Annotated in this window: 16 protein-coding genes; 6 read left to right on the forward strand and 10 right to left on the reverse strand. The window is 37.2% G+C overall.

What is annotated here, in order from left to right:
* Positions 1-7: 7 nt before the first annotated feature.
* The 4 genes from EV200_RS04080 to EV200_RS04095 are packed head-to-tail and all read right to left on the reverse strand — an operon-like array spanning position 8 to position 4,040.
* Entirely contained in the window at positions 8-895 is an 888-nt protein-coding gene (locus tag EV200_RS04080) for a hypothetical protein (RefSeq protein WP_132529549.1), read from the reverse strand.
* A 2-nt stretch (positions 896-897) separates the two neighbouring features.
* Positions 898-2,703 carry a type VI secretion system Vgr family protein gene (locus EV200_RS04085; protein WP_132529550.1) on the reverse strand — a complete coding sequence of 602 codons (1,806 nt, stop codon included), beginning with the start codon at positions 2,701-2,703 and terminating at the stop codon, positions 898-900.
* Between the two features lie 32 nt (positions 2,704-2,735).
* Complete coding sequence (locus EV200_RS04090; protein ID WP_132529551.1) at positions 2,736-3,452, reverse strand: L,D-transpeptidase family protein; 717 nt, start codon at positions 3,450-3,452, stop codon at positions 2,736-2,738.
* A 6-nt stretch (positions 3,453-3,458) separates the two neighbouring features.
* The gene (locus tag EV200_RS04095) at positions 3,459-4,040 is read right to left on the reverse strand and encodes a hypothetical protein (protein WP_132529552.1); all 582 of its coding nucleotides are present in this window, start codon (positions 4,038-4,040) and stop codon (positions 3,459-3,461) included.
* Positions 4,041-4,510: 470 nt separating this feature from the next.
* On the opposite strand from EV200_RS04095, the gene EV200_RS21710 reads away from it, so the two are divergent.
* Positions 4,511-4,657 (forward strand): hypothetical protein, encoded by a 147-nt coding sequence (locus tag EV200_RS21710; protein ID WP_165877852.1) that lies wholly within the window; start codon positions 4,511-4,513, stop codon positions 4,655-4,657.
* 116 nt (positions 4,658-4,773) lie between these two features.
* Here the strand turns inward: EV200_RS21710 and EV200_RS04100 are convergent, their stop codons facing one another.
* Positions 4,774-6,216 carry an APC family permease gene (locus EV200_RS04100; protein WP_132529553.1) on the reverse strand — a complete coding sequence of 481 codons (1,443 nt, stop codon included), beginning with the start codon at positions 6,214-6,216 and terminating at the stop codon, positions 4,774-4,776.
* Between the two features lie 903 nt (positions 6,217-7,119).
* On the opposite strand from EV200_RS04100, the gene EV200_RS04105 reads away from it, so the two are divergent.
* From EV200_RS04105 to EV200_RS04120, 4 genes are all read left to right on the forward strand, one after another.
* Complete coding sequence (locus tag EV200_RS04105; protein WP_132529554.1) at positions 7,120-9,366, forward strand: sodium-translocating pyrophosphatase; 2,247 nt, start codon at positions 7,120-7,122, stop codon at positions 9,364-9,366.
* 130 nt (positions 9,367-9,496) lie between these two features.
* The gene (locus tag EV200_RS04110; RefSeq protein ID WP_132529555.1) at positions 9,497-10,954 is read left to right on the forward strand and encodes an amino acid permease; all 1,458 of its coding nucleotides are present in this window, start codon (positions 9,497-9,499) and stop codon (positions 10,952-10,954) included.
* A 199-nt stretch (positions 10,955-11,153) separates the two neighbouring features.
* The gene (locus EV200_RS04115) at positions 11,154-12,386 is read left to right on the forward strand and encodes a porin (RefSeq protein WP_229676761.1); all 1,233 of its coding nucleotides are present in this window, start codon (positions 11,154-11,156) and stop codon (positions 12,384-12,386) included.
* Between the two features lie 79 nt (positions 12,387-12,465).
* Positions 12,466-13,032 carry a MarC family protein gene (locus EV200_RS04120; RefSeq protein WP_029287908.1) on the forward strand — a complete coding sequence of 189 codons (567 nt, stop codon included), beginning with the start codon at positions 12,466-12,468 and terminating at the stop codon, positions 13,030-13,032.
* A 344-nt stretch (positions 13,033-13,376) separates the two neighbouring features.
* On the opposite strand, the gene EV200_RS04125 is transcribed toward EV200_RS04120, so the two are convergent.
* From EV200_RS04125 to EV200_RS04145, 5 genes are all read right to left on the reverse strand, one after another.
* Entirely contained in the window at positions 13,377-14,537 is a 1,161-nt protein-coding gene (locus EV200_RS04125) for an RsmB/NOP family class I SAM-dependent RNA methyltransferase (RefSeq protein WP_132529557.1), read from the reverse strand.
* A 14-nt stretch (positions 14,538-14,551) separates the two neighbouring features.
* Complete coding sequence (locus EV200_RS04130) at positions 14,552-15,763, reverse strand: ABC transporter substrate-binding protein (RefSeq protein ID WP_132529558.1); 1,212 nt, start codon at positions 15,761-15,763, stop codon at positions 14,552-14,554.
* 105 nt (positions 15,764-15,868) lie between these two features.
* Complete coding sequence (gene guaA, locus EV200_RS04135) at positions 15,869-17,398, reverse strand: glutamine-hydrolyzing GMP synthase (protein WP_132529559.1); 1,530 nt, start codon at positions 17,396-17,398, stop codon at positions 15,869-15,871.
* A 397-nt stretch (positions 17,399-17,795) separates the two neighbouring features.
* Positions 17,796-18,260, reverse strand: coding sequence for a deoxycytidylate deaminase (locus tag EV200_RS04140; RefSeq protein ID WP_132529560.1), 465 nt, complete (start codon positions 18,258-18,260; stop codon positions 17,796-17,798).
* A 64-nt stretch (positions 18,261-18,324) separates the two neighbouring features.
* A complete protein-coding gene (locus EV200_RS04145; RefSeq protein WP_132529561.1) occupies positions 18,325-19,932 on the reverse strand; it encodes an MFS transporter in 1,608 nt (535 codons plus the stop codon).
* A gap of 151 nt (positions 19,933-20,083) precedes the next feature.
* Here EV200_RS04145 and EV200_RS04150 point away from each other — a divergent pair, with 151 nt between their 5' ends.
* A complete protein-coding gene (locus EV200_RS04150) occupies positions 20,084-20,710 on the forward strand; it encodes a LysE family translocator (protein WP_132529562.1) in 627 nt (208 codons plus the stop codon).
* Positions 20,711-21,221: the final 511 nt, after the last annotated feature.

Here is a 21,221-nt window from a genome sequence, read left to right on the forward strand (position 1 = left end):
AATAGTCCTATTTAATTAATTCAATTTGATATTGTAAAATATGAAACAAAGCATTATTAGCTTTTTCCTCCATTCTTGCGGTAGTCTTTTCTAAATACCCCTCTTTAGCTTCATAAATAGATGTTGCATTACAACTATAACTATAAGAAAAATTGTCGCCAGTAATTACCTTATAGTCTTTTTCATATAGTTTTTTAAGATTTGAAAAGTCAGTCATTTTTTGCAGAAAACTATCATTTACATTTATTTTATCATCATTCTTATTTATTGATTGAGAATGATTAAAATCTATAAAATTACCTTGAAAAAGTTTTGAGTTAGTTTTAAATGTATGTTTATTAGAAATATTATTTTCTATTTCTTTGTTATAAACATCATTAAAGAAGAGTGTATAAAGAATATTTTGCTGTAATACCTTTAATGAGGAGGAAAATTCTAAATCTCCTGCTGTAAATATCCCTTTCATACTCATATCATCGCGATATTTTAATAGCTCATTCTTTTTTAACTGTCCCCATTTATCGAATATTTCATTTTGGTTCATAATTTCCTCTATACCACCATATTTATTCAATTTGAGACGTATATACTCTAAAGGAATATTGAAAATCAAACTGAAATTTAGAAGATCGGTACTATCGGGAGTTGTGTTCAAAACTTTATTTTGCTCTGTTTTTATAGCTACGATTATATTCTCAGAAGTTATATCTTCGACTATCAAAGACCATATGATATTAGTTCTACTATTCACAAAATTTCTGCCATTAACATTAAGATTCTGAGATACAAGAATGTTATAACGTAATTTACCTAGTGGATATGTCAAAGTAAATTTAGAACTTTGAACACTGTCCTTAGTATTTTCTTCATCAAAAAATTTAAATCTGCTGCTCATAATTAATTTATATCTACTTGACTACCTGTTATTGTTTGAGTACCTTTTGAAGTTTGTGAAATAGTGGTTTTAGAATCAACAGCAATGCCATTGCTTGCTTTGGTATCGATATTTTTAGTATCTATTGTTAAGGTGGTAGTGGCGTTTTTACCAATATTCACCGCTGTGCCTGGCATTTTACCCGCATTAGCATTAATCGCATCCGTACCCTGAATATTAATAATTTTTCCGACAATATCAATCGTTCCGTCTTTTTTTAAGGTGATGCTGCTATCGCCCGTCCGGATTACGATTGTTTCTGCAGATTCTGCCGTAATTTGTCCCGGACCGTTTTCAACCTTAACATAGTTGGCTGCGTTTGTACCTAAATTCAATGCGTGGTTTAAATCATCAAATGTTAAAGCGCTTCCCTTTCTGGAGGTTAACCCTTTGGTGTTACTATTCTTGAAACCTGCGCTATCCCCACTCTTACCATGATAAACACTACCAATCACCACTGGCCGTGCTACATTCCCTTCCTCAAAGGCAATCACTACCTGATCTCCTTTTTCCGGAATCACATGAAATCCCCTGTTTTTACCCGTATCGCCACTTCCGGCATTCGGACTCACCACCCTTAACCACTCCGTAGGGTCATTGGTTTGGCATTCCCACTTAAACCGCACCTTAATCCGTCCCTGTCCCTGCGGATCATCATTATCCAGCACATCTGCCAGTTGCATATCCGGACTCGGTTTATCATAATTCTTAACCAGTAAACGTTCTGTGGTAGAAACCAGACCTTCAAAAGTATTGCTGTATTTTCCGGTCCCGTCAAGCGTATGGTTAATACTCGTGATTAAAAAACGACCCAGGCTTTCCGTTGCAAAAGTAATTTCCTGCCTGATACTCATCGTAATTTCTGCAATAGTACCAATACCCAGTTGCGTATTATCGCCACTGCCATTTACTTTTAACAGTTCACTGATGTGTGCCTTTTCCTCATTTTCCACATGACTCTTAATGTCGCTACCATTATCTACCCTGATCAGCGAGGGCTGATTAAAGGTTTTGCTAAACATGTTGTTCGATGCTTTGATCGCGTGAGCCAGATCTGGATGACCATCGGCCTTGCCACTGCTTTCGCTGTGCAACATTTCATCCTGTTTAGGATTATAGGCAAAACGCTTGTTTTTAATGGGTGCCACCTCCATAGCATATTGCAGGTTATGCACATCACGACCATAAAATAAGGATACATCTTTTTGTTCATCCGGCTTTCCGAAATTCAGTTGCATGCCATCATAATACAACCATTCATGGTATTCGCCAGATAAGCGATTCATAAATTCCCAGTCGCTTTCTTTATATTGAATCAGGTAATCTATACTCGACTGGCGGCTGGCATTGGCAACAATCTTTAAATCATTTGCCGGCGTATCCTTTGTAGCCAGTTTTACAATATCGTTTAAATCCTTATCCAGGTAAGATCCCAAATCCTGACCACGATCTATTAAAATTGTCGGGCTGTAACCACTTACAATCAACACCCCATGGTAACCATGGCTTTGCGAAAGTTCTACCTTGGTAACCAGGCCAGAAAAATGTTGCATTTGTTCTGGCGAATGGCCAAAAGATGCGGTTAAGGTTTTTCCAACAAAATCCCGGCTATCATCTAAATTGATTAAGCCCGGAGTTCCTAATTGGTCGTGATTAAAGTGCAGCTCAAAGTAATGGTGCTGATTAAAGGCCTGCGTCAGATTAAATGATGAAAAATGGGCTATTGGTGTATCTTCTATGTTGATTTCTACTATAAGTTTGTTTTCCATAATATTGATTTATTGTGGGTAAGCAGATTAATTTATATTGATTTATAGATGGCAATTTTATACAGGCCAGGATAAAAATGTACTTCAAAGGGTAAGCCTGCCGCATTTCGCTTGAGCGAAGAATCTATTGCTTTTTTTGTGTAAGGATGAACCTCTACGGTATTCCCTTTCTTCAGGTAACCATTGCCGATCATGGTATCTATATCATTCGGTTTAACATGAATACAGCCATGTGATTCTCCCAACTGAAATATTTTTCTCCTTGCTGTTGCGGCTTCATCAGTAGGAGTTGTATGAATGAAATCGCCCATTACATATTCCTTACCATTCATTTTACGATCAAGGTTAACATCCTTGAAATACTTAACAGATACATGACCAAAATCATTAAACAGCCATTTCGTAGGGATGGGAGAATTTGGATAGAGCTCACGTTGATATTTAAGTACCGCATTGGCAACGCCTTTCTGGTCATTTTTATATTGCCCCCATTGTGCGTTCACATCGGTTAATTTTTTCCACACTCCGTTGTACTTAACCATTACAATATCTCCAGTGATTTTAACTTCAGTTCCCCAGGCTATACCAGACCATGCAGCATATTTACCATAGCTAACATGTTTCTCGATACTTTTAATCACAAACCTACCAACAGTTGTAGATGTTTGTGAATGTCCATCGCCACCCATCTTTAAGTTTACAGGGCCACCATGTGCATCAAATTCCTTTATCTTTAAAAGCGTATTCATCTATAGTTAATTATATTTTAAAACCTCCACCATAATCACATGAGCCTGGTCTAATTTCTCATGGCTATTAAAAGTCAGTTTAATGGTTGTACTTTCCGAGATTTTAATCTTTACGGGGAGGGGTTGCGCCGTTATGCCAATCAAGGGCTTTTCTTCTTCTATATCTCCAAAATAGCTCACAAAATCAGCAACGCGTAAAGAATCGGAGATCGACTCAGGTATAAGGCATATTGTACCTGCCTTTATCTTATTTGCTTTCTCCTCATTCTTGTAGTATTGTACCACAATGCTTTTTTCCGCATCATGTTTTTCATCATTATAAATTTCAACCATAAGCTTCGAAGAGAATGTTTTATTTAATGATTGAATATGCGCTTCATTAAACTGAGCTAATGGAAGTTTTGCCAGCGAATCAATGTAAGTGAGGAATAAATGTGTAGTGCTGACTTTATGATCACTTACAGGCTGAAGTCTACCCTCTTTTTTTTTATCTTGAGCTTGATTTCCATTACAGCCCAAAAAACAATTGATGAGGAAAGTGAAAATAACGGCATACCCTATTTTAGAACTAAAAGATAAGATTTTCATTTAAGGTGAGTTATGGTTAGATGAATTATACGGCTGGCCGATTAATTAGAAAATCATGGCTAATAAGATATTGAAACCATAATCTTTTAAATGGTACAGTTGATTTAAAAAACTTAATCCTTAAATCTATACTCCAAAATTTATAAATACCTAATCGCTGGAAGAGACTTCTTCTTAGCCTGTAAAGGAAGTAAAGTAAATGTATGAGTACGAAATTGTATGTTATACAACTCGTCAGAAAAATTCAATTTAGCTTTGAAAGCCATATCATTTGGATTTAGTGTTTATAAATTTGGTTAAAGCAGCCGAGAGCTACTAAGTTCGACGTAAATCCAAATATCAGGCCAACTTAATACTTGATCAGTTGTTAATAAGCAACATAGCGATACAAAAACACTAAAAAGGAGTAAAAAAAGGCCTTTGCAACTATTAAAAATGAATTATCAGCGGCAATAATATGTTTAAAAATTATGCCATTTGAATTTAAACACTTACAATATTGTAGAGAAAATGTTCAAAAAACAGACACCAACACGGCATCTGTATACCTTAAATGGCATACAAATTTGCATGATTGGGCTGAAGTAAATCTGAATGGAGGAACGTCATCAGCATGAATTTAAAAAGAAATAGGTAGCATTTGCTTATGCTACCTATTATAAAAGTGATATAAATTTCCGAATTAATTCACAGATGATCATATCACCTAAAATACTTTTCTAAATTTTCGCAGTTAAAGCTTAGCATCCTTCCGGTTGATTAAAAAGTAAACAGGAACACCCAGTAAAACAATGATAAGACCAGGCCAGGTGTATTGCTGTTTATAAATAAGAAGCAAGATGCAAAATGCTGCACCGATCAACAAGTAAATGATTGGCGTAACCGGATAAAGCCAGGTTTTGTAAGGCCTTTCCAAATCAGGCTTTTTAAACCTTAAATAAATCACACCAAATACCGTAATCATATAAAATAATACAATTACAAAAGAAATCATATCTAAAAGATTGCCATATTGACCGCTTAAACATAATAAAGATGCCCAAATTCCCTGCATCCAAAGTGATCTTTCAGGAACACCATTTTTATTATTTTTAATAGCCGCTTTAAAGAACATCCCATCCTGTGCCATGGTTTGAAAAACCCTGGCACCCGCCATTACGAGTCCGTTTACGCAGCCAAAAGTAGAAATCATCACCAAAACAGCCATTATTATGGTACCTGCTCCGTTGCCAAATATTTGCGCAGAAGCCACTACAGCAACTCTATCATTCGGTGCAAAAGCAATGCTATCTCTATCTAAAGTATTGAGGTAAACAAAATTGACCAATAAATACAATATCATCACTGCTGAAGTGCCTAAAACCATCGATCGAACCACATTTTTTTTAGGGTTTTCAATCTCTCCCGAAACAAAAGTTACATTTTCCCAGGCTACACTAGAAAATACTGAACCCACCATTGCTGCAGCAATTCCACCCATGATGGTCATTCCGGAAATAGATTCCCATCCGGTTTTCATGAAATTTCCACTTGAATCAGTCTTGAGATTATTGAAAGCATCCCAGCCAAATTTCATATTATCAGCCCAAAAACTATTTTTCACTAAGAAAAACCCTAATATAATTAAGCCAATTAAAGCGACAATTTTAGATCCCGTAAAAATATTCTGTAGTACTTTACCACCCTCTACACCTTTTGTATTGATATAAGTAAGCAGAAGAATAACGCCAATGGCCAGAATCTGTATCCATGTTATTTTATAACCTCCACTTTGAAAAATCGGTGCCGCATCATTTAAAGCTGGAATTAAATAGGCAGTAAATTTACCAAAAGCCACTGCAACTGCCGCAATGGTACCTGTTTGAATTACAGTAAATAGTCCCCAGCCATATAGGAATCCCATCATTTCACCAAAAATCTCTTTTAGATAAGTGTATTGCCCACCTGCTCTTGGAAACATGGCAGAAAGTTCACCATAAGAAATCGCAGCCGCAATAGTCATTACAGCAGTGATCACCCACACCACAATTAACCAATAACCAGAGCCTAAATTTCTCATAATATCGGCACTCACTATAAAGATACCGCTACCGATCATCGAACCCATTACCAGCATTGCAGCATCAAAAAGACCTAGTTTTCTTTTAGAAGCCCCTGTTTCATGTAGTTTTTCCATTTTAGTTGTTTGGTGTTTAGCTTTAGTTTGTGGCTAATTTATTTATAATAATAGAAAAATGAACCTGTTGCTTTGTATTATTTTAATAGAAACGTGAATTCGATTGATAATACGTATTAAAATACCATTTGAACAGTTTATTTCGTTTTAACTATCTGCCCTTTGATACCCCTCAAAAGGACTATCATATGGACATATTTTTACGGGTGATGCTCTATGCATTTTGCTAACTAACTTTAATAAAGCACAGACCTCACCGAAGAACGCCGTCAATCCCAAGGGCCAGAGAAATCAAAAAAACAGTTGTATAATAGTACATAACAGCACTAACAAACCTCAAACGCAGTGGTTTTGTGTTCATCAATGCAGATTCGAAGCTTAAAATAACATGAACACAAAACAAAGTGCCCGCTGTTTTTTTGATGTGTGTGGAGTGGTGTGAAAGGCCCATAGCTGGATTGACAAAGCGCTTTGGGTACTTTGGCGCTCCAAAGTGCCATGCCTCCGCGGCAAAGAGTGGGCAAAAATCTATATAGATTATCTATGTTCACACGATAAGTCCAAAGGAAATGGCGATTGTAATTCCCATCTTTCAAAAGGTACTCGCAGACAGCGTGTAAAAGCTGTAAATAATGATTGAACTCTTGCTATAAGAAAAATCAAGTCGAGATTGATTTAATTATAATTGAACAATTTCTTTCTAAACAAATCGGTAATTAAGCTCAACTGCGCTATAATTCATCGCTGCTATTATTAAAATTGACGCATTCAATAATTTCATCATAAGGAAATAAAATTATTATATTGCTTATCAATAACCAAATTTTCAAAATCAGTGTTCTGCTAAGGATGAGCATAGCTTAAAGAAGCTGACAGATATGAACCACTAACCAAATATTAACTATGATTTTTTTACAAGAAAATTTAATTTACTGCATTCCGGCATTGGGCCTTGTTGGAATAATTGTGATGATGATTAAAAGTGCCTGGGTAAATAAACAGGATGCAGGTGATAAAAACATGCAGGAACTTGCCGGCTACATTGCCGATGGTGCAATGGCATTTCTTAAAGCAGAGTGGCGGGTATTAAGCATCTTCGCTGTTTTTACAGCAGCACTTCTAGCTTATTCCGGAACCATCACAGAAATTAACGGTGTTCCAATGCATTCCAGCTGGATCATCTCCATCTCCTTTATTATAGGTGCTGTATTTTCGGCAACGGCCGGATATATTGGAATGAAATCGGCAACTAAAGCCAACGTAAGAACGACTCAGGCGGCCAGAACGAGTTTAAAACAGGCACTTAAAGTTTCATTTACAGGCGGAACAGTAATGGGCTTGGGCGTTGCAGGATTAGCTGTGTTAGGCCTTGGTGGCTTATTTATTGTATTTCTTCAATTGTTCCATGTAACAAGCGCGAATAGTATGGAGATGAGAACAGCCATTGAAGTTTTAACTGGGTTTTCGTTAGGTGCAGAATCCATCGCTTTGTTTGCACGTGTTGGTGGTGGAATTTATACCAAAGCAGCAGATGTTGGAGCAGATTTAGTTGGAAAGGTTGAAGCTGGAATACCAGAAGATGATGTTCGCAATCCAGCTACCATTGCCGATAACGTAGGTGATAATGTGGGTGATGTGGCGGGCATGGGTGCAGATTTATTCGGATCTTACGTAGCCACCATTCTGGCAACAATGGTTTTGGGCCAAGAAATCATTGTCACCGATAAATTTGGTGGCATGTCTCCCATCCTGCTTCCGATGGTAATTTGTGGATTAGGTATTATATTCTCCATTATAGGAACCTGGTTTGTGACCATTAAAGATGAAAAATCTAATGTACAAACCGCATTAAACCTCGGAAACTGGTCATCCATTATCATTACAGCCGTAGCATCTTTCTTTATTGTGAAATGGATGTTACCAGAAACGTTAAGCCTTCGTGGATATGCGTTTACCAGCATTAATGTTTTCTATGCCATTATTGTTGGCTTGGTGGTAGGCACCATTATGAGTATAGTAACTGAATATTTTACCGCGATGGGAAAAGGCCCGGTAAATTCAATTATACAGCAATCTTCTACAGGTCACGCTACGAATATTATCGCTGGTTTATCTGTAGGTATGAAATCAACAGTCATTCCGATTTTAGTTTTGGCAGGTGGCATTATGGCTTCTTACCATTTCGCCGGATTATATGGCGTTGCCATTGCCGCCGCAGGTATGATGGCTACAACAGCGATGCAATTGGCCATCGATGCATTTGGTCCGATTGCGGATAATGCAGGTGGCATAGCCGAGATGAGTCAACTTCCACCAGAAGTGAGAGAACGTACCGATAATCTTGATGCGGTAGGTAATACCACAGCTGCAACAGGTAAGGGCTTTGCCATTGCATCTGCAGCATTAACATCATTGGCTTTATTTGCCGCCTTTGTTGGCATCGCCGGAATTACAGCGATCGATATTTATAAAGCCCCAGTACTGGCTGGATTATTTGTTGGCGGAATGATTCCCTTTATTTTTTCAGCACTTTGTATTCAGGCGGTGGGTAAGGCAGCAATGGATATGGTTCAGGAAGTGCGTCGTCAGTTTCGAGAAATTCCAGGAATTATGGAATATAAGGCAAAACCAGAATACGATAAATGTGTAGCCATTTCTACCAAAGCTTCCATTCGGGAAATGATGATGCCGGGTGCAATTGCCTTAATCACCCCTATCCTCGTTGGATTTACCTTTGGCCCCGAAGTTTTAGGCGGATTATTGGCTGGTGTTACGGTAACCGGTGTTTTAATGGGCATTTTTCAAAGTAACGCTGGTGGTGCATGGGATAATGCTAAAAAATCTTTCGAACAAGGTGTAATGATCAATGGAGAAATGTTCTATAAAAAATCTGAGCCACATAAAGCTTCTGTAACAGGCGATACCGTTGGCGATCCTTTTAAAGACACTTCAGGACCATCAATGAATATTTTAATCAAATTAATGTCTATTGTATCCCTTGTTATTGCACCTTATATCGCAGTCAAGGCCATTAATACAGAACATCAGCTAGAAGTTCGCAAAGAAATTAAGATTCAGCAAAAAACAGATCGAAACGGCAATACAATTACCGATACTTTAACAAATGTTACAGACACTTTAAGTCGTTAGTTGTAAAAACATAGATATAAAATAGCAAGGAAGGGGATTTTAACACAATCCCTTTTACTTTTTGGTAATTTTTATTTAGGTTTACCGCTTATTATCATAAAATCAACAAACATAAAAGACTAAACAACTTATGAATCTAAAAAAGCCTATTGATGTGCTTATAGCAGAGTCTGCTGAAAGTGGCGAGGGCACACTCAAACGTACGCTAAGCAGTACGAGTCTTGTCGCTCTGGGTATTGGAGCAATTATTGGGGCAGGTTTATTTTCTTTAACTGGTATCGCAGCAGCCGATCATGCTGGCCCAGCTGTAACCTTATCATTTGTACTAGCAGCCGTAGGTTGTGCATTTGCAGGTTTATGTTATGCAGAATTTGCATCAATGATTCCGGTAGCTGGTAGTGCATACACTTATTCATATGCTACTATGGGTGAGTTTATGGCTTGGGTAATTGGATGGGATTTAGTATTAGAATATGCTTTAGGTGCCGCAACGGTAGGTGTTTCATGGTCTGGATACTTCAATAAGTTACTTCATGAATTTGGCCTTGAAATGCCGCTCTATTTAACCAAGTCATTTGCAGAAGTTGATGGCGGAGGAATAAACTTTCCAGCAGTCGTAATCGTTTCTTTACTCTCGTTAATGTTAATACGAGGCACTAAAGAATCGGCAAGCCTTAATAATATTTTGGTAATTGTAAAAGTAACCGTGGTAATTGTTTTCATTGCGCTTGGATGGAAATTCATCAACCCAGCTAACCATACACCTTATATTCCAGAAAACACTGGTGTTAAAGGAGAATTTGGTATCTCTGGAATTGCAGCAGGTGCAGCATTGGTATTCTTCGCTTTTATTGGTTTTGATGCGGTTTCCACCGCAGCTCAGGAAGCTAAAAATCCACAGAAAGGAATGCCAATTGGTATTTTAGGTTCACTAGTGGTATGTACAATACTTTACGTTTTATTTGCACACGTGATGACGGGCTTAGTACCTTATAGCGTATTTAAAGGTGATGCTTCTCCAGCAGCAACAGCATTTAAAGTTACTGGATATGGCTGGTTACAAATGGGCTTAATCATTGCCATTCTAGCAGGTTATACCTCTGTAATATTGGTGATGTTAATGGGCCAATCCCGGGTGTTTTATACCATGTCTAAAGATGGATTGTTACCTAAGTTTTTCAGCAACATCCACTCAAAATTCAGAACCCCTTTTAAAACGAACTTATTTTTCATGGTGTTCGTGAGCATCTTTGCTGGATTCGTTCCGGTAACAGACTTAGGTCACATGGTATCAATAGGTACATTATTTGCATTTTCGTTGGTTTGTATCGGTGTTTTATTATTACGTAAAACTGATCCTGACAGACCTAGACCTTTCAGAACACCATTGGTTCCATTCGTGCCGATTATGGGTGTAATTGTTTGTGTTTATTTAATGTCGTCATTACCGATTGAGGCCTGGATCAGGTTAGCCATCTGGATGGCTTTAGGTACAGCCATTTATTTCTTTTACGGTAAGAAAAATTCCGTTTTAAGAAACAAAGGAAAAGTGGTTCAACCTGTTGATCCTCCAAAACCTGGCTTATAAATTAAAAACAAAATATGAATTCAAATCCCCGATTAAAAGTCGGGGATTTTTTTGTGTTAAATAATTGTTAATAAACTAACTTTGCAAAAAAATCAGATACATTAAAATGGTGCCATTTCAAAAAAAGCATTATGCAATACTTGCGTTTTTGCTGTTACTTTCCTTTCAGACTTATGCCCAACGTACCATTAACGATATAATGGATTCCACTGTGGTAAACCATTTATTAATCATTTCAAAAAAGTATGGGTCGCTATCATTTAGTGGTTACCTGCAGCCACAGTTTCAGGTTGCGCAATCAAATGGCACAATGGCTGAATATCAGGGCGGGAATTTTGGAGAATATACCAACAACCGTTTTAGATTAAGACGTGGACGATTACGTGCTGATTATATGTTATTGGATGATAATAATAATCCTTCCACATATTTCGTGCTACAGTTTGACGGAACTGAACAAGGTGTAAACGTAAGAGATTTCTGGGGGCGCTATTATGAAAATAAATGGAAATTAATTAATGTAACATTAGGATTATCCGGTCGCCCTTTTGGAAATGAATTACAACTCTCTTCAGCAAGTAGAGAAGCACCAGAACGCGGACGGATGTCGCAAATTTTAATGAAGACTGAACGGGATTTAGGCGCAACATTTACCTTTAATCCACGATGGAAAAATGCCAGGCTTAAAAATTTGGTGTTAGATCTAGGGGTATATAATGGTCAGGGATTAGCCGGACCGGCAGAATTTGATAACAGCAAGGACGTTATCGCTCGCTTAAGTCATAAAAACTATACCTTTAAAAATTTAGGGTTTTCAGTTGCAGGTGGAATAAGCACTTTGCAAGGAGGACTCAACCATCGCTTGCCGGTGAGCTATAAAATGGAACGCACTAATAATTTGTGGCAAATGGTAAAAGATTCTTCTGCCAGTACCATAAACGCTGTTGCGCCCCGCAGATATTATGGTGCAGATATTCAACTGGCTACTACAACTGAAAGCTGGAAATCAGAATTGCGGGCAGAGGTCATATCCGGACTTCAAACCGGAACATCAACCACATCAACCACTCCGGGTTCATATCCGATAGATGATAATTCTGAACCACTGCCCTACTACACTCGAACTTTTAATGGTGCCTATTTCACCTTTGTTCAAACGTTAAACAGTACAGATAACCAAATCATTTTTAAGTATGATTGGTACGATCCCAATTCAAAAGTAAAGGGTATGGATATTTCAGCCGCCAGAGGGCTATCAGCCGCTGATGTTCGTTTTGATACTTTCGGCTTTGGTTTTTTACATCATTTTAATCCGCATTTTAAAGCAGTCATTTATTATGACATCATTAAAAATGAATCAACAGAAATATCTGGTTATACAGATGATAGAAAAGATAACGTATTTACCTTCAGAACTCAATTCTATTTCTAAGAAAAATTGCCGTAAATGAAGTTTTAGCACAAATTGCACTACCTTTGATCAAACTTGCGCCCAGATGAACCTTGATTTTATGAAATTCGATTTAAATCAGATCCTCACGACAACGATGGTTATCTTTGCCATCATTGATATTTTAGGTTCCATTCCGGTTGTTATTCAGTTGAGAAAGAAAGCTGGTCATATTGAGTCTGAAAAGGCTTCAATTGTAGCCACCGGGTTAATGATTTTATTTCTTTTTTTGGGTGAATCACTGCTTAAAGTTATTGGTCTGGATGTTGAATCTTTCGCTATAGCAGGTTCTATCGTGATTTTTTGTATAGCTATGGAAATGGTTCTTGGGCTTACTATTTTTAAAGAAGAAGCACCTGAAACGGTTTCAATTGTGCCACTGGCATTTCCTTTAATTGCAGGTGCTGGTACCATGACAACACTCCTTTCACTTAAAACTGAATATCAAACACAAAATATCCTGGTTGGAATAATCCTGAATATGCTCTTCGTTTATTTCGTACTAAAAAATACCGAGCGATTGGAGCGATTATTTGGCAAAACAGGCTTGAATATCCTGCGTAAGGCATTTGGTGTGATTTTATTAGCCATTGCAATTAAATTATTTCGAAATAATACTGGCTTATAAGAATGAATTTGCCTAAAAGCACAATTCATCATTGAATCCTTTATAAATTGAGTAAGCTTATAGCGATCTGTTCAATCAGCTTTTTTATCCTAACAAATCTGTAACAATAATTGATTATATTTATCTATAATATAAGCTAACCGAATATGAACAGCTTTGAAGAATACACGTTAATTATTGGCGCAGTTGCCATCTTAATTGAGGCAGTGAAATACTGTAAACGAAATTTTAATTCATGGTTAGGGAACATCTAGCTACCTGAAAAAGGAACAACACCATCCGTCATTGCAAGGAGAAACGACAGCCTGCCCCGACCTTTCGGGGAAGCAATCTTCTCTCTGAGATTACTTCTTAATTAACCTGGCCACAAACATAGTATCGGCTCGATGCTCATATCCCTTAATCAGTTCCATTTTTTCCAGTTCCAGCGGTAAGTGATCCACCATATGCTTAACCACATTTTCATTCTCTTCCATAAATGCAGAGCAGGTGATATAAATGAGTGGTTTTCCTGGTTTTAAATACTTTACAATATTTTGCACAATCCCTTTCTGGATCGTGGAAAACTGATTAATTTTTCTTTCTTCAAAAAATGTCAACATTTCAGGTGTCCTGCCCCAGGTTCCAGAACCTGTACAAGGCGCATCTAAAATAACCCCATCGAATTGGTAATGATGAAGAATCTGATCATTGTTTTTCAACAGATCCAGTTCCTTTTTATGATATTTTTTAATTCCCGCAAGACGAAATCTTTCATCCAGATTTTGGAGAATGCTTTCACGCAAATCAGTAACCAATAACTCTAATACAGGCTCAAGACTATGTAAAAGCAAAGTTTTCCCACCAGATGCAGCACAACAATCCCACCATTTATCCCATTTATTTGGCTTGAAGTAATGGCCAGTATGTTGCGAAGAAAGGTCCTGAACCTGATAACTTCCTTCTGCTAAAACGGTTTCGAGTTTCGTTCCATTTGGCAAAGATAATGCTGTTTCATTAATTACTTTTGCGGGTATTTCTGCCTTTTGCAACCGGTCTATTATTTCCTGCTGATCTGTGGCACGAACACGAATAAAAAGATCTGGCTGATTAAAAAATGAAGTGAGGAACTCAGTTTTATTAACATCTTCAGACAAATGCAGGTGGAGTGGATAAACATCCTCCAGGTTAAAATCCGGATATAGTGTTTTTATAAAATTTATCTTTTCTGGTACAGGAAGCAAAATGTGATCACTCCAATCCGGAAATTTTTGCGCAACAACCGGACTGAGCGTTTCCTGACATAGAAAATCTGCAATACATAAACGTTCCTCGTTATTCAGGATTCTTAAAGCGTTACCTAATCTAAAAAAACTATAAAGGTGTCGGGTTGCCCATCTCCTATCGGATGAACCCATTTGTTTATTTTGCTTAAAATAGGTGGGTAAGAAACGATGCAATGGCAATGTTCCATCATAACTATTTAGAATTTGCTCAAAGGCTCTAAGCTGGTGAATGGCTTTCATAAACGAATGGTCAACTAGTCTACAATTTCTAATGCAAAGTTTTTATATTTCAAAAGCATTAAACTCGTGTTAATGTAACCTAATTTTTCATCATAAATGAAAGAAAATGTGTTATGAAGCCCTTTGTATTTATCTTTTGTCAGGTATTCCTGGTAGTCTTCACCGTGATTGCTTAATAGTTTCCCGAAATAGTAACCTACATCAAAACCTTTAAAGGCATACTCGCCAGGCTCGAAGCCATATCTGTAGCGGTATTTTTTAATAAAACTGACTACTGCAGTGTTTTTATAATCTATTTTATAAGATGAACTGATGATGGTATTTAAAGCCTGAATTTTTTCAGTAGGGTAATTTTGTTTTACCCAATTTGGGTGACCAAATAGGTTAATCACATAGCCTCCTGAAGCTAGATTTTTAAGCTTATAGAGTTTATCAATTGTAGGCAAAACGAATGCTCGATCGGCAGAAGTAATGACCACGGCATAATGTTTACCTTTTTGCATTTTAGTTTCAAATGTATACGCTGATGCATATTCCTGAACTAAAAATTTACCACTAGCTTTTAAATATTCCCTAACCGGAGCAGCAAAAGCTTCATCATCTGTTTTCTTAGGATTGATGATCACTACAATCGTAGTGGCTGGATTAAAGTTTTTTGAAATATAAGTTGCAATCCGTTGACCATGTAACGCTATATTGTTTACAATGGATACCAGATTGGGATTGTTAAATTCTGCCGGGTTGGTTGCAGCAAGTGGTGATACAATTGTAGCGTTATTTTCCTTTGAGTAATTGGATATATATTTTAATCCGGCAGGAAAAACAGGCCCAATAATTAGGTTACTCTGCTTAAAACGTTCGTTTTTGTAAAGAAGAGAAATGTGGGCATTATCGTCCTGCGTATCGAAAACATTTAGTTTAAAGTTTAATCCTGATGCCGCCGCAGAATCTAACCCAAGTTTAAAGCCCTGATAAAAATCAATAGGCATTGCAAACTTCTCAATATCAGCCTTCGTGGCAGTTTTTAAATTCAGTTCATCTAATTTAAATGGAACTAATAGAGAAACATTTGCCTGTGAAAACTTTTTAGCTGGCTTTTTCTCTTCAGGCTTTTCCTTCTCTTTTTGTTTAGTAATGTCTTTTTTCGGTGTTCTTATTTTTGGAGAGCAGGCCGCCAAAAGCAAGGCAAATAAGATAAAAAACCAATAATTCCCTTTTAAATTCATATGTGTATTTTAACAAAATATGCTGACAAATGTTTAATCTGTCAGCATAATCCTATTATTCTTTAAATTGACTCCTGACTTAGGACTCAATACTCTGAACTAATATTATTCCCACTCGATCGTTGCAGGTGGTTTTGAACTAATGTCATAAACCACTCTGTTAATTCCTTTAACTTTATTAATAATTTCATTCGAAATCTTAGCCAGCACAGGATATGGTAAATGACACCAGTCTGCAGTCATTCCATCAAGAGATTCTACCGCTCTTAAGGCAATTACATTTTCATAAGTCCGCTCATCACCCATCACACCTACAGATCTAACCGGTAGAAAAATTGCCCCAGCTTGCCAAACTTTATCATAAAGGCCAGCTTCTTTCAAGTTATCAATATAAATCTTATCCGCATCCTGTAAGATCGCTACTTTCTCTGGCGTAACTTCTCCAATGATACGGATACCTAAACCAGGTCCGGGAAATGGGTGACGACCTAAAATAAATGCTTCTAAACCTAAAGCTTTACCCACTCTTCTTACTTCATCTTTAAACAAAGTTTTAAGCGGCTCTACTACCTTAAGTTTCATAAAATCAGGCAATCCACCTACATTATGGTGCGATTTGATGGTAGCTGAAGGACCATTTACCGACACAGACTCTATAATATCAGGATAAATCGTTCCTTGTGCCAACCATTTTACATCTTGAATCAAATGCGATTCTTCGTCGAAAACTTCGATGAACACCCGACCGATAATTTTACGTTTTTGCTCGGGATCTTCTACTCCAGCCAATTGACCCAAAAATTTATCCTTTGCATCTACCCCTTTAATGTTGAGGCCGAAATCTTTATATTGTTCTAAAACACTTTCGTATTCATTTTTACGCAATAAACCATTGTCTACAAATATACAGTGCAGGTTTGTTCCGATAGCCTTATGCAATAAAACCGCAGCAACACTGCTATCTACCCCGCCAGAAAGTGCTAAAACAACTTTATCATTACCTACAGTAGCCTTGATATCAGCAATGGTGGTATCAACAAAGGCTGTTGAAGTCCAATCCTGACTACATCCACAAATATCGACAAGAAAGTTTTCTAACAGCACCTTTCCATCAATACTATGAGTTACCTCAGGGTGAAACTGAATGGCATAAGTATTTGAATCTTTAATATGATAAGCTGCAACTTTAACACTATCTGTACTGGCGATCAATTCGAAATGATCTGGAATACTGGTGATGGTATCGCCATGGCTCATCCAAACCTGAGAATCGATATTGATTCCTTTAAACAATTTATTTTCCTGATTAACAAAACTTAGGTTTGCACGGCCATATTCACGAGAGGAAGAAGGCTGTACATCGCCACCGGAATGTTGAGCAATATATTGAGCACCATAACAAACCGCCAGTAAAGGGTATTTGGTATGGTATTTTGATAAGTCTATTTGAGGTGCATCATCCTGACGAACAGAGTATGGGCTACCCGAAAAGATAACACCTTTTACATCATCGGTAATCTCAGGAAGATTGTTGAATGGATATATTTCACAGTAAATATTTAGTTCGCGAACTCTACGGGCGATGAGTTGTGTAAACTGCGAACCAAAATCGACAATAATGATTTTTTCTTGCATCCGCAAAGCTACCAATTAGATGTGAGATTTAAGCGCCGAGATTTAAGATTTTAGACATAATTAGCAAATGATTTTTAAGTGATCGGATGGTTTAGAATTGTTCAGCAGTTTATTCCACATCTCAGACTAACCGATTTAAAGGTTAATATTGTTTAGATGTTTAGTATAACCTACCTAACCCATCTAACCTTCTAACCAATTTAACGTTTAATATTGTTTAGATGTTTAGTATAACCTACCTAACCCATCTAACCTTCTAACCAATTTAACGTTTAGTATTGTTAGATGTTTAGTATAACCTACCTAACCCATCTAACCTTCTAACCAACTTAACGTTTAGTACTGTTTAGAGTTTCAGTATTCCATCTCGCCGACTAATCAACTTTCCAACTCCCCTCTACTCCACTACACTAAACAACTTCACCTCAACGCCGAACTTTCTCAAAAAATCAACACCTTCATCACTAGGTAAACCTTTATAGGCTGCATAGGATTTAGAATAATAAACCAACTTAATACCCGAAGATAAGATGAGCCTTGCACAGGCAATACACGGAGATAAGGTGGTATACAAGGTACATCCTTCTATTTTAGAACCATTTTTTGATGCATAAAGAATTGCGTTTTCTTCTGCATGCAAAGCTAGAGAACAACTTCCCTTACTATCTCTGGCACATCCATGTTCCGGCCATTCTTCATCGCAGTTATGCGTTCCGGCAGGCGGACCATTATAACCTATTGAGATAATTCGGGTATCTTTAGTTAAAACCGCACCTACATGAGCACGAACACAATGCGAACGGGCTGATAGATCGGTAGCCAGATTCATGAATATGGTATCGAAACTTAGTTTATCAGTCATTGAAAATCATTAAAAAAGCCACAGTGAGATGATCACTGTGGCTGTAAAATTACTTTATTAAATATTAATGTCCACCTTCCGCAGTAATATTTTCTACATCAATACCTTGCTTCTTCAACTCACCACTAACTTTCCAAGCAAAGAAAATCAGGTATGCGAATCCAAGAACCGGAATAATGTAAGAATGGTGAATGCCAGCGCTATCGGCTAATTCTCCCTGAATTGGAGGAATAATGGATCCGCCTAAAATCATCATGATCAAAAATGAAGAACCTTGTGAAGTATATTTACCAAGGCCGGTAATCGACAATGAAAATATAGATGGCCACATAATGGAGCAACATAAACCACCACTAACAAAGGCAAAAATAGCAACATGGCCTGTAGTGAATAATCCAACAATCATCGCAATAGCACCCAAAGTACCAAAAATGGCAAGTGTTTTGGCTGGCTTTTCCTGACCAATAAACACTGCAGCAACCATTACCGCTACGCAAACCGCATAAACATATAAGTTGCCAACATCAGTACCTGTTGCGTGGTTAACACCTAAAATAATACCGAAGGCCACAAAGGGAACTATCACCGTTAGAATATTTTTTACTGTTTTAGTTAGGTTAAAAGCACTCACTGCGCCAGCCCACCTTCCAATCATCATACTTCCCCAATATAAAGAGATATAAGGTTTGATACCAGCGTCATTTAAGCCTCCAAAATCAGGAAGTTTCAGTAATGCGCCCAGGTTACTTTGAATAGTTACCTCGGTACCCACATACATAAAGATGGCAAGCATCCCCAAAACCAATTGTGGATATTGCATTGCACCCCAGCTTGCAGCATTATCTTTCTTTGTGAAATAGCCAAATAATAAAGCGCCTAAAATAATTACAAAGGAAGAATACACAAAAATAGAAGCGCTAATACCCGTTAAGTTAGCAAGAGGACTTGCCGCGGCCACCATAAGAAAACCAATTATCATCACAACTAATGGACCAGTAGGTTTGCTACTGGCTTCAATCTTCTCTGTACTGGTTACATCAGGTAGCTTTGAAACGGCAAAGAATATGGCTACTGCTAAAAATAATCCAGCGAGAATATAATAAAGGTTATTGATAGATGAAATTTCTACTGCCTTCGCTACAGCATCATTTGCTGTACCAAAAAGGACAACACTCACAATAACTGGCCCCATTAAACCACCAAAATTATTAACACCACCCGCGAGATTTAACCGGTGGGCACCACTTTCTGGTGCGCCCAATGCCACAACAAATGGATTTGCAGCGGTTTGTTGCAGTGAAAACCCAAGAGCGATTACAAAAAAGGCAAATAAAATAAACAGAAATGAGCCTGAATGAACAGCGGGAACCATCAATAATGCGCCTCCGGCAGAAATAATTAAACCAGCGATAATACCTTTTTTATATCCAATTTTATTGAGGATATCAACTTTACTGGCTTGTGATGCTAAATAAAGAATGAGTGAGCCAATAAAATAACCACCGTAAAAAGTAAAATCTATAAGTTGAGATTCAAATTGCGTTAATTTAAAATGAGTTTTACAAAAGGGAATAAATATACCGTTTGACGCGGCAACAAAGCCCCAAAAAAAGAATACAGTGATAATTGTATACAGCGCTGTACCATAATTTTTTGTAGTTTCTTTTGACATCTGAATTTTAATTGTTTTAGTTTTAGTGCGGATAAACATAAATAAAAAAAAATTAAAAACCCGCAATTTTTACATGTCGCTCCTAACAAAAATAAATGTTACATGTTTAGGTATAAAATTGCATATTCGCATATTATAAACAATACAATACATGTTTGAAGCCATATTATTAGGTATTGGAGCAGGGATTATTTCATCGTTTTTAACAGGTCCGGTATTCTTTGCAATGATAAAAACCAGTATAGAAAGAGGCTTTATGGCAGGGTTTTCTTTAGCTATTGGAGTTATAATTAGTGATATAATATTAATTGTACTTGTACTTTTTGGCAGCCAGTTCTTTGACTATAAAGCAAATTTTGATAAATATGTTGGAACCATAGGCGGGGTATTTTTGCTTGCCGTTGGGATTTACTACCTGGTTTCTAAAATTAAAGTTCATTATGATAGTTCCACACTTCAAAAAGTAAGTAAAAGGAGTTATGTGTTAAAGGGATTTTTGATGTGCATACTTACCCCATCTACCTTAATGTTTTGGATTATTGTAAGTGGCATTATTTCCGTTAAGCTGAACAACATGCTGAATGAGAAGCTGGTATGCTTTTTTATTGCCATGGCAACTCAATTAAGTATAGACGCTACAAAAAGCTTTTATTCCAGCAAATTGCGCTATAAAATTAAAGAGGATGCGCTTAAAACGCTGAATAAAATTGCAGGTGTAATTATCATTTTCTTCGCTTTCTGGCTGATTTATAAAACTTATATTCAGTTCTACGCTTAGTATTTTAATTCTGAAGTAATAACATTATTTAAGGATTCTTTTTGTAACCAGATGAATCGTCATTGCGAGGCACGAAGCAATCTATTTTGCAGGTAAGACTTGCTTTTTCAGTTTCGCCTTTAGTTTTTATGCTTTTCTAAAAGCAATTTGTATCGTAGCTGTGAAAGATCTGCTTCGCAAAGGCGGTTTTTTCTTGGAGATGAACCAAACAAATCGTCATGCTGACCTGTAGCGCAGCGAAAAGCTACGCAGTAATTTAGTTCAGCACCTATTTAGATAAGATCCTGAATCAAGTTCAGGAAGACGATTCCTTAAGCAAAATCGTCATTGCGAAGCCAATTTTTCATTGGATGAAGCAATCTATCTAGTAGGGCTTTATGGTGTGAAAGATTTTAGATTCTTCGATTGAGATTGCTTCAGCAGATAAAAGATCTGCTTCGCAATGACGGTTTTTTCATGGGGATGTACTAAACAAATCGTCATGCTGACCTGTAGCGCAGCGGAAAGCTAC

The sequence above is a fragment of the Pedobacter psychrotolerans genome (genome assembly GCF_004340665.1).
GTDB lineage: Bacteria > Bacteroidota > Bacteroidia > Sphingobacteriales > Sphingobacteriaceae > Pedobacter > Pedobacter psychrotolerans.

Bases quoted from the DNA above. Each gene is read 5' to 3' on its own strand.
- EV200_RS04130 (WP_132529558.1), bottom strand. From the start codon at position 15,763: ATGAATTTAAAAGGGAATTATTGGTTTTTTATCTTATTTGCCTTGCTT.
- EV200_RS04125 (WP_132529557.1), bottom strand. From the start codon at position 14,537: ATGAAAGCCATTCACCAGCTTAGAGCCTTTGAGCAAATTCTAAATAGT.
- EV200_RS04080 (WP_132529549.1), bottom strand. From the start codon at position 895: ATGAGCAGCAGATTTAAATTTTTTGATGAAGAAAATACTAAGGACAGT.
- guaA (WP_132529559.1), bottom strand. From the start codon at position 17,398: ATGCAAGAAAAAATCATTATTGTCGATTTTGGTTCGCAGTTTACACAA.
- EV200_RS04095 (WP_132529552.1), bottom strand. From the start codon at position 4,040: ATGAAAATCTTATCTTTTAGTTCTAAAATAGGGTATGCCGTTATTTTC.
- EV200_RS04090 (WP_132529551.1), bottom strand. From the start codon at position 3,452: ATGAATACGCTTTTAAAGATAAAGGAATTTGATGCACATGGTGGCCCT.
- EV200_RS04085 (WP_132529550.1), bottom strand. From the start codon at position 2,703: ATGGAAAACAAACTTATAGTAGAAATCAACATAGAAGATACACCAATA.
- EV200_RS04115 (WP_229676761.1), top strand. From the start codon at position 11,154: ATGGATTCCACTGTGGTAAACCATTTATTAATCATTTCAAAAAAGTAT.
- EV200_RS04120 (WP_029287908.1), top strand. From the start codon at position 12,466: ATGAAATTCGATTTAAATCAGATCCTCACGACAACGATGGTTATCTTT.
- EV200_RS04100 (WP_132529553.1), bottom strand. From the start codon at position 6,216: ATGGAAAAACTACATGAAACAGGGGCTTCTAAAAGAAAACTAGGTCTT.
- EV200_RS04150 (WP_132529562.1), top strand. From the start codon at position 20,084: ATGTTTGAAGCCATATTATTAGGTATTGGAGCAGGGATTATTTCATCG.
- EV200_RS04105 (WP_132529554.1), top strand. From the start codon at position 7,120: ATGATTTTTTTACAAGAAAATTTAATTTACTGCATTCCGGCATTGGGC.
- EV200_RS04110 (WP_132529555.1), top strand. From the start codon at position 9,497: ATGAATCTAAAAAAGCCTATTGATGTGCTTATAGCAGAGTCTGCTGAA.
- EV200_RS21710 (WP_165877852.1), top strand. From the start codon at position 4,511: ATGCCATTTGAATTTAAACACTTACAATATTGTAGAGAAAATGTTCAA.
- EV200_RS04145 (WP_132529561.1), bottom strand. From the start codon at position 19,932: ATGTCAAAAGAAACTACAAAAAATTATGGTACAGCGCTGTATACAATT.
- EV200_RS04140 (WP_132529560.1), bottom strand. From the start codon at position 18,260: ATGACTGATAAACTAAGTTTCGATACCATATTCATGAATCTGGCTACC.